This is a genomic window from Paraburkholderia sp. 2C, from assembly GCF_054589215.1.
This window is the reverse complement of record NZ_BAAILL010000056.1, coordinates 1-7,329: the sequence shown is the minus strand read 5'-3', so window position 1 is coordinate 7,329 and position 7,329 is coordinate 1. Positions and strand designations below refer to the sequence as shown.

General features: G+C 63.2%; 5 protein-coding genes. All 5 read left to right on the top strand.

Annotated features, from left to right (window positions below; all coding sequences use genetic code 11):
• On the top strand, positions 1 to 215 hold a 215-nt coding region (locus ACYPXD_RS28885), incomplete at its 5' end, for a hypothetical protein (protein ID WP_459719762.1).
• 297 nt (positions 216 to 512) lie between these two features.
• Complete coding sequence (locus tag ACYPXD_RS28880; RefSeq protein WP_459719757.1) at positions 513 to 3,752, top strand: efflux RND transporter permease subunit; 3,240 nt, start codon at positions 513 to 515, stop codon at positions 3,750 to 3,752.
• On the top strand, positions 3,745 to 4,920 hold the full coding sequence (locus tag ACYPXD_RS28875; RefSeq protein WP_459719754.1) for an efflux RND transporter periplasmic adaptor subunit: 1,176 nt from the start codon (positions 3,745 to 3,747) through the stop codon (positions 4,918 to 4,920). Before ACYPXD_RS28880 ends, ACYPXD_RS28875 begins: the two co-directional genes overlap by 8 nt.
• Positions 4,913 to 6,364 carry an efflux transporter outer membrane subunit gene (locus ACYPXD_RS28870; protein ID WP_459719750.1) on the top strand — a complete coding sequence of 484 codons (1,452 nt, stop codon included), beginning with the start codon at positions 4,913 to 4,915 and terminating at the stop codon, positions 6,362 to 6,364. The genes ACYPXD_RS28875 and ACYPXD_RS28870 overlap by 8 nt, the downstream gene beginning before the upstream one ends.
• Before the next feature lie 191 nt (positions 6,365 to 6,555).
• Positions 6,556 to 7,329, top strand: a 774-nt coding sequence (locus tag ACYPXD_RS28865) for a globin domain-containing protein (RefSeq protein WP_459719747.1), incomplete at its 3' end; no start/stop codon positions are given.

Below are 7,329 nucleotides of genomic sequence, written 5' to 3'. Positions count from 1 at the left end.
CAATTCGTAGGCGAATTCGTAAGCGCGCATCGGCGAACCCGCGCGCCGGGTGTACGGGCACACCTCGCGCGGGTAAAGCCGGCAACGGTCTCAACGGTCTCAACGGTCTCGACGGTCTCAACGGGCAACGGGCAACGAGCAACGAGCAACGAGCAACGAGCAACGCATCGGAGATTACCGTCAGCCCACACCGGGCGACGCCCGCTTCTTCTTGACTACACCGCCATCCATCGCTCGCTCGTTGAGCAAATGGAAACAACCGCATACGCATGGCCGACATTGCCATCGCCCTGTGCGAGCCCGCGTGCCCTCTTCGATTGTTCACTCATTCATAAGTGATTCTTGGCAAATGAGCGGTTGAACGCGCGGCTTCAGAACCGCATGCTTTGACGCTAACACTATGAGCCATCGCCGACGATATCCGGCACGACCTGCGACCGATCAAGGCAGGAACGTCCGCCCAGGTCGCGGCGATAGCAGCGCGTCACGGTCCCTGCAATTCTGGAGCCCGCATGATTGGCATCGTTCGCATTGCTTTGAGGAGGCCCTACACGTTTGTCGTGCTGGCCATCTTCATTCTGATCGTCGGCATTCTCTCGGCATTGAGGACACCCACCGACATCTTCCCCGACATCGATATCCCTGTGATCGCCGTGATCTGGCAATACACGGGATTGCCTCCCGATCAGATGGAGGGGCGCGTCATGGCGCCGTTCGAGCGCGTGTTGACGACCACGGTCAACGACGTTCAGCACATCGAAGGCAGGTCCATTTCCGGCTACGGGGTCGTCAAGATCTTTTTCCAGAAGCACGCCGACATTCGCACGGCAAACGCGCAGGTTACGTCGATTTCCCAGTACATCCTCAAACAGCTGCCGCCCGGCGCCACACCGCCGCTGATCGTTACCTATAGCGCGTCGACCGTCCCTATCGTCCAGCTGGCGCTTTCCGGCAAGGGGCTGACCGAGCAGAACCTCGGCGACCTCGGCCTGAACCAGCTGCGACCGATTCTGACGACGGTCGAGGGTGCGTCGCTACCCTATCCTTATGGCGGAAAAACACGGCAGGTGCAGATCAACGTCAAGGCATCCGAACTCGAAGCACGCGGCCTGTCCGCCCAGGACGTCGCCAACGCGCTGGCGGCCCAAAACCTGATCACGCCGGTCGGCACCGAGAAAGTTGGCGACTATGAATACATCGTGCAGCTGAACAGCGCACCGTCGTCGGTCGCCGCTATCGGGAACATTCCGATCAAGACCGGCAACGGAACCGCAGTTTTCATGCATGACGTCGCCGACGTGACCGACGGCAGTCCACCGCAGACCAATATCGTTCACGTCGATGGCAAGCGTTCCGTCTTGCTGACCATCCTCAAGAACGGTTCGGTGTCGACACTCGCCATCATCGCCGGGGTCAAGCAAAAAGTGGCCGATGCGAAGGCGTCGCTGCCGGACGCACTTAAGGTGGATGTGATCGGCGATCAGTCGGTCTTCGTGCGCGCGGCGATCTCGGGTGTCGCCCGCGAAGGAGTGATCGCCGCGGTGCTGACGAGCCTGATGATTCTGCTGTTCCTCGGCAGCTGGCGCTCGACGGTCATTATCGCGACTTCGATTCCGCTCGCGATTCTCGGCTCGATCGCCGCGTTGTCGGCGCTCGGCGAGACCCTGAACATCATGACGCTCGGCGGGCTGGCGCTCGCTGTCGGGATACTCGTCGACGACGCCACCGTGACCATCGAAAACATCAACTGGCACCTCGAGCATGGCAAGGCCGTCGAAGAGGCGATTCTCGACGGCGCCGCACAGATCGTAACGCCGGCGTTCGTGTCGCTGCTGTGTATCTGCATCGTATTCGTACCGATGTTTTTCCTCGACGGTGTGGCTCGTTTCCTGTTCGTGCCGATGGCCGAGGCCGTGATCTTCGCGATGGTGTCGTCGTTCATCCTGTCGCGCACGCTCGTGCCGACGATGGCAAAGTACCTGCTGAAGCCCCATGTGCCCGAAAATGAGCCCGAAAGCGCGCCCGAAAACTCACCGGAACCCGCACCAGAACACACTCGCACCCCGCGTAAAACGTCGAACCCGCTGGTTCGCTTCCAGCGCCGGTTCGAGGCTGGCTTCGAACGCACACGCACGCATTACAGTGCGATGCTCGAACTGGTGCTCGCCTATCGCCGCGGCTTCGTACCGGGATTCTTTGCATTTGCGGTTCTATCGCTTGCACTGGTGCCGTTTCTCGGCCGCAACTTCTTCCCCGATGTCGACGCCGGCGAAATCCTGATGCACGTGCGCGCGCCGGTCGGCACGCGTGTCGAGAAGACGGCCGCGATCTTCGCCGCCGTGGAAAAACGTGTTCAGGCGACGATTCCGCCGACCGAACTCGGCACGATGGTCGATAACATGGGCCTGTCGATTAGCGGCCTGAACACGGCCTACAACAATACCGGCACGATCGGCTCGCAGGACGGCGACATCGAGGTTGCGCTCAAAGCGGGTCACCGCCCGACCCGCGAATATGTGCGCAAGCTGCGCGAGAGCTTGCCGCAGGCGTTTCCCGGCGTGACGTTTTCGTTCCCGCCAGCCGATATCGTGAGCCAGATCCTGAACTTCGGCGCACCGGCGCCAATCGACTTGCAGATCCGCGGCGGCCATTTGCCCGCGGATTTCGCCTACGCGAACCGGTTGCTGCGCCAGATTCGCCATGTGCCCGGCATTGCCGATGCGCGCATCCAGCAATCGCAAAGCAATCCGCAGTTCGACGTCGACGTGAACCGGACTCAGGCGCTGCTGCAGGGGGTGACCGAGCGCGACGTGACGAATAGCCTGGTCGTGCATATGGCGGGCTCGGGTCAGGTCGCACCGACGTACTGGCTGAATGCGGCCAACGGCGTCGAATATCCGATCGTCCTGCAAACGCCGCAATACGGGCTCGATACGCTCCCGTCGCTCGCCGATCTGCCAGTCGGAGGCGGCCCGGCTGTGAGCGACGGGCAAATCCTCGGCGGTGTGGCAACGATTCGCCGCACGACAAGCGACGCGGTCGTCGACGACTACAACATCCAGCCGATGGTCGAGATCTTCGCCACGACGCAAGGGCGGGACCTTGGCGCCGTGGCGTCCGATCTCAAACGCATCGTCGCCGCCAACGCGAGCGCGGTACCCAAGGGCGCGCGCGTCGTCCTGCTCGGCCAGGTGCAGACAATGAACAGCGCGTTCAGCGGCTTGCTGTTCGGGCTGGTCGGCGCGGTCGTGCTGATTTACCTGCTGATCGTCGTGAACTTCCAGTCGTGGTCGGATCCGCTCGTGATAGTGACCGCGTTACCGCTCGCACTGGCGGGCATTGTATGGATGCTGTACGCGACCCACACGCCGTTGTCGGTGCCCGCGCTGACCGGCGCGATCATGTGCATGGGCGTCGCCACGGCGAACTCGATTCTCGTGGTGAGCTTTTGCCGCGAGCGGCTCGCTGTGCATGGCGACGCGCTCAAGGCGGCGCTCGAAGCCGGCGCCACGCGTTTCCGCCCGGTATTGATGACAGCGCTGTCGATGATGATCGGCATGGCGCCGATGGCATTGAGCCTTGGCGAAGGGGGCGAACAGAATGCGCCGCTCGGCCGTGCCGTGATCGGCGGACTGCTGTTCGCCACCACGGCGACGCTGTTCCTTGTGCCGGCCGTCTTTTGCATCGTGCATTCACGTAAGGGGCGCGATTCCGCGCTACCGGCGACTTCCCGAGGTCCCTCCCATGTCTGATGAAACCACTCCACGGTCCGCGCCGCGGCGCATGCTTTTGCGCGCCGGAATGATCGGCGCGGCCGCCGCGGTCGTCATTCTCGCCACCGGCACGGCGGTACGCGCCAGAAACAGTCGAGAGCTCAAGGACTGGACCGAAACGCAGGCCATCCCGACCGTCACGGTTATCACGCCGGCGCCGCCCGCCTCCGGTGGCGCGCTGAATCTGCCGGGGCGCCTCGAGTCGTTCACGGATGCGCCGATCTATGCGCGCGTGAACGGCTACCTCAAATCGTGGCGCGTCGACATCGGCGATCGCGTGAAGGCGGGACAGGTGCTCGCGACCATCGATACACCGGAACTCGATCAGCAACTGCTCCAGGCCAAAGCGGATCTCGCGAGCGCACAGGCCGACGCCGCGCTTGCAAAAACAAGCGCCGAGCGATGGCAAGCGCTGCTGGGTTCCGACGCGGTATCGCGTCAGGAAGTCGACGACCGCACACAGGACTATGCGCAAAAGAAAGCGCGTGTCGCTGCCGCGCAGGCGAATGTGGACAGGCTGGTTGCCATGAAGGCATTCGCGACGATCGTTGCGCCGTTCGACGGCGTCATTACCGCGCGCAATACCGATATCGGTGCATTGATCGACGCGGGCAGCAGCAGCCACACGCAACTGTTTTCCGTATCGAGCGTGAACAGGTTGCGCGTCTATGTGCATGTGCCGCAGTTTTATGCGCCGATGATCAGACGCGGCGGCCGCGCGGACTTCACGGTTCCCGAGTATCCCGGCCGGCGCTTCACGGCCGATATCGTCGGTCTCGCCGATGCCGTGAACGCGTCGTCGGGGACGACGCTGGTGCAATTGCAGGTCGATAACGCGGCACACCTGCTGCTGCCGGGCAGCTTCGTGACGCTGCACTTCGCGCTGCCGGTGCCCGATGGCGCGATGCGCATTCCGGCAAGCGCGCTGATCTTCGACGAACACGGATTGCGTGTGGCGACCGTCGACAGCCACGACGAAGTCAGATTCAAAGCGGTGGCCATCGAGCAGGATCTGGGAAAAGCCGTTGAAATCGGCACGGGCCTGAAAAGCAGCGACCGCGTGATCGATACGCCGCCCGATGGCCTTAGCGAAGGCGATCGCGTGCGTGTCGCGCGTAATGGCATCGAGGCGGCGAATCATGGCTAGGTTACGGGCAGTTGCGCTCCTTGCCGGCGTCGTTTCGCTGGGCGCCTGTTCGCTTGCCCCGCACTATCAGGTTCCGGATGTGCCGGTCGCGACGCAATACCAATCGCCGACGTCCTGGACTGTCGCGGCGCCGGCCGACCGGCTCGATCGCGCGGGCTGGTGGAAGCTGTATCGCGAACCGCGACTCGACGAACTCGAAGACCAGCTGATCGCCCACAATCACGATCTGCGCGCCGCGTATTACCACTACGTGCAGTCGCAGGCGTTCGTCAGGCAAGCCAGGTCGCAGCTCTATCCGCAGGTCTCAGCGGGCGGCGCGGCGCAACGCGCGCGCGAGTCCGACACGCGGCCGTTGCGCAGCGCGACCGCGCCGACCGACTACAACGCGGCAACGCTCGGCATCGAAGCCGATTACGAGGTCGATCTGTGGGGGCGTGTCAGGGACTCGGTCGCGGCCAGCAAGGAAGAAAGCGAGGCTGAGAAGGATGATCTCGCCTCGACACAATTGAGCCTGGAGGTCGAACTGGCGCGCACCTGGCTCGACTTGCGCGGCGACGATCAGCAGATCCAGCTGCTTGAAGACACGATCGACGCCGACCGCAAGGCACTCGAGTTGACGCGCAAGCGGCACGACGGCGGCGTCGCGTCGGAACTCGACGTTGCGCGCGCCACCACTCAGCTGTCGTTCGTACAGTCCGATCTCACGCAGGTAGAAGCCAGACGCGCGCTGCTCGAGCATGCGATTGCGGCGCTGGTCGGCGCCTCGGCATCGAGTTTCGCGGTTGCCCCTGGCGTCGAGCCGGTGCCGCTTCCGGCGATTCCGACGGGCGTACCGGCGCAGTTGCTGCAACGCAGGCCCGATATCGCGGCGGCCGAGCGCCGGGTCGCAGCCGCCAATTCGAAAATCGGCGTGGCGCGCGCGGCTTATTTCCCATCGCTTACGCTTAGCGCACAGGGCGGTTTTCAAAGTTCGGTTTACGCGGATCTGCTCAGTTTGCCGAGTTCTTACTGGGCGCTTGGCCCCGCGCTCGCGGTCTATCTGTTCGACGGCGGCAAGCGGCGAGCGCAAGTTGAATCGGCCCAAGCCGCGACGGCCGAAGCGGGCGAACGTTACCGCAGCGTCGTGCTCGCGTCGTTCAAACAGGTGGAAGACGATCTGACCTTGCTTACGCAACTTGGCACGGCGACGAGCCAGCAACAACAGGCCGTGGACGCAGCTAACCTGTCGGTCGATCTCGCGCTGTCACGCTATCGTCGGGGCGCGGTCAGCTATCTTGAAGTGGTCGATGCACAAACCGCCGCGCTTGCCGCGCAACGCGGCTTGATAGACATCCGGACCCAGCAGCTCGATGCAAACGTCGATCTGGTCCGTGCCCTCGGCGGCGGCTGGCGCAACGACCATGTCGACGCCGCAAAGACGACGCCGATGGCATCGGCGCCCTGACGTGTCGTACGAGGAACACGCATGCGACATCCTCTATTCCGTGCGACGAGGAAACACTCGCTTTCCGATGCGCGCGTCGTTTCGCCCATTCCCGCTTCATATAATCAGCGCAACGGAGTACGTCGGATACCTAAGGTGCGGACCTGAGTCCCCTATCCTGGTGCGCTTCATTTCATCGTAGGAGATCAATCATGCTGTCGACCGAACATCGCACCATCGTCAAAGCCACCATTCCGCTGCTCGAAAGCGGCGGCGAGGCGCTCATCTCGCACTTCTACAGGACGATGCTCGCCGAGTATCCGCAAGTGCGCCCGCTTTTCAATCAGGCACACCAGGCAAACGGCGACCAGGCGCGCGCGCTCGCCAACGGCGTATTGATGTACGCACGCCATATCGATCAGCTCGAGCAGCTGGGCGGTCTGGTTTCGCAGATCGTCAACAAGCACGTGTCGCTGAATATCCTGCCCGAGCATTATCCGATCGTCGGCGCGTGTCTGCTGCGAGCGATCCGCGAAGTGCTCGGGCCGGAGATCGCAACCGATGCGGTGATCGAGGCGTGGGGTGCCGCCTACCGGCAGCTTGCCGATATCCTGATCGGCCTCGAGGAAAGCGCGTACGCGGCGAAAGAGGCGGCGCAGGGCGGCTGGCGCGGCACGCGCAAGTTCACGGTGGCGCGCAAGGTACGCGAAAGCGACGAGATCACGTCGTTCTATCTGCGCCCCGCGGACGGCGGCGCATTGCTCGACTTCAAGCCGGGGCAGTTCATCGCGCTGCGTCTTCTGATCGACGGCGAGGAAGTGCGCCGCCACTATTCGCTGTCGGCGGCGCCGAACGGACACGAGTACCGGATCAGCGTGAAGCGCGAGCCGAACGGCAAGGTATCGAATTACCTGCACGATCATGTGATCGAGGAAGACACGCTCGACGTGTTCGCGCCGTCCGGCGATTTCACGCTCGAAGACAGC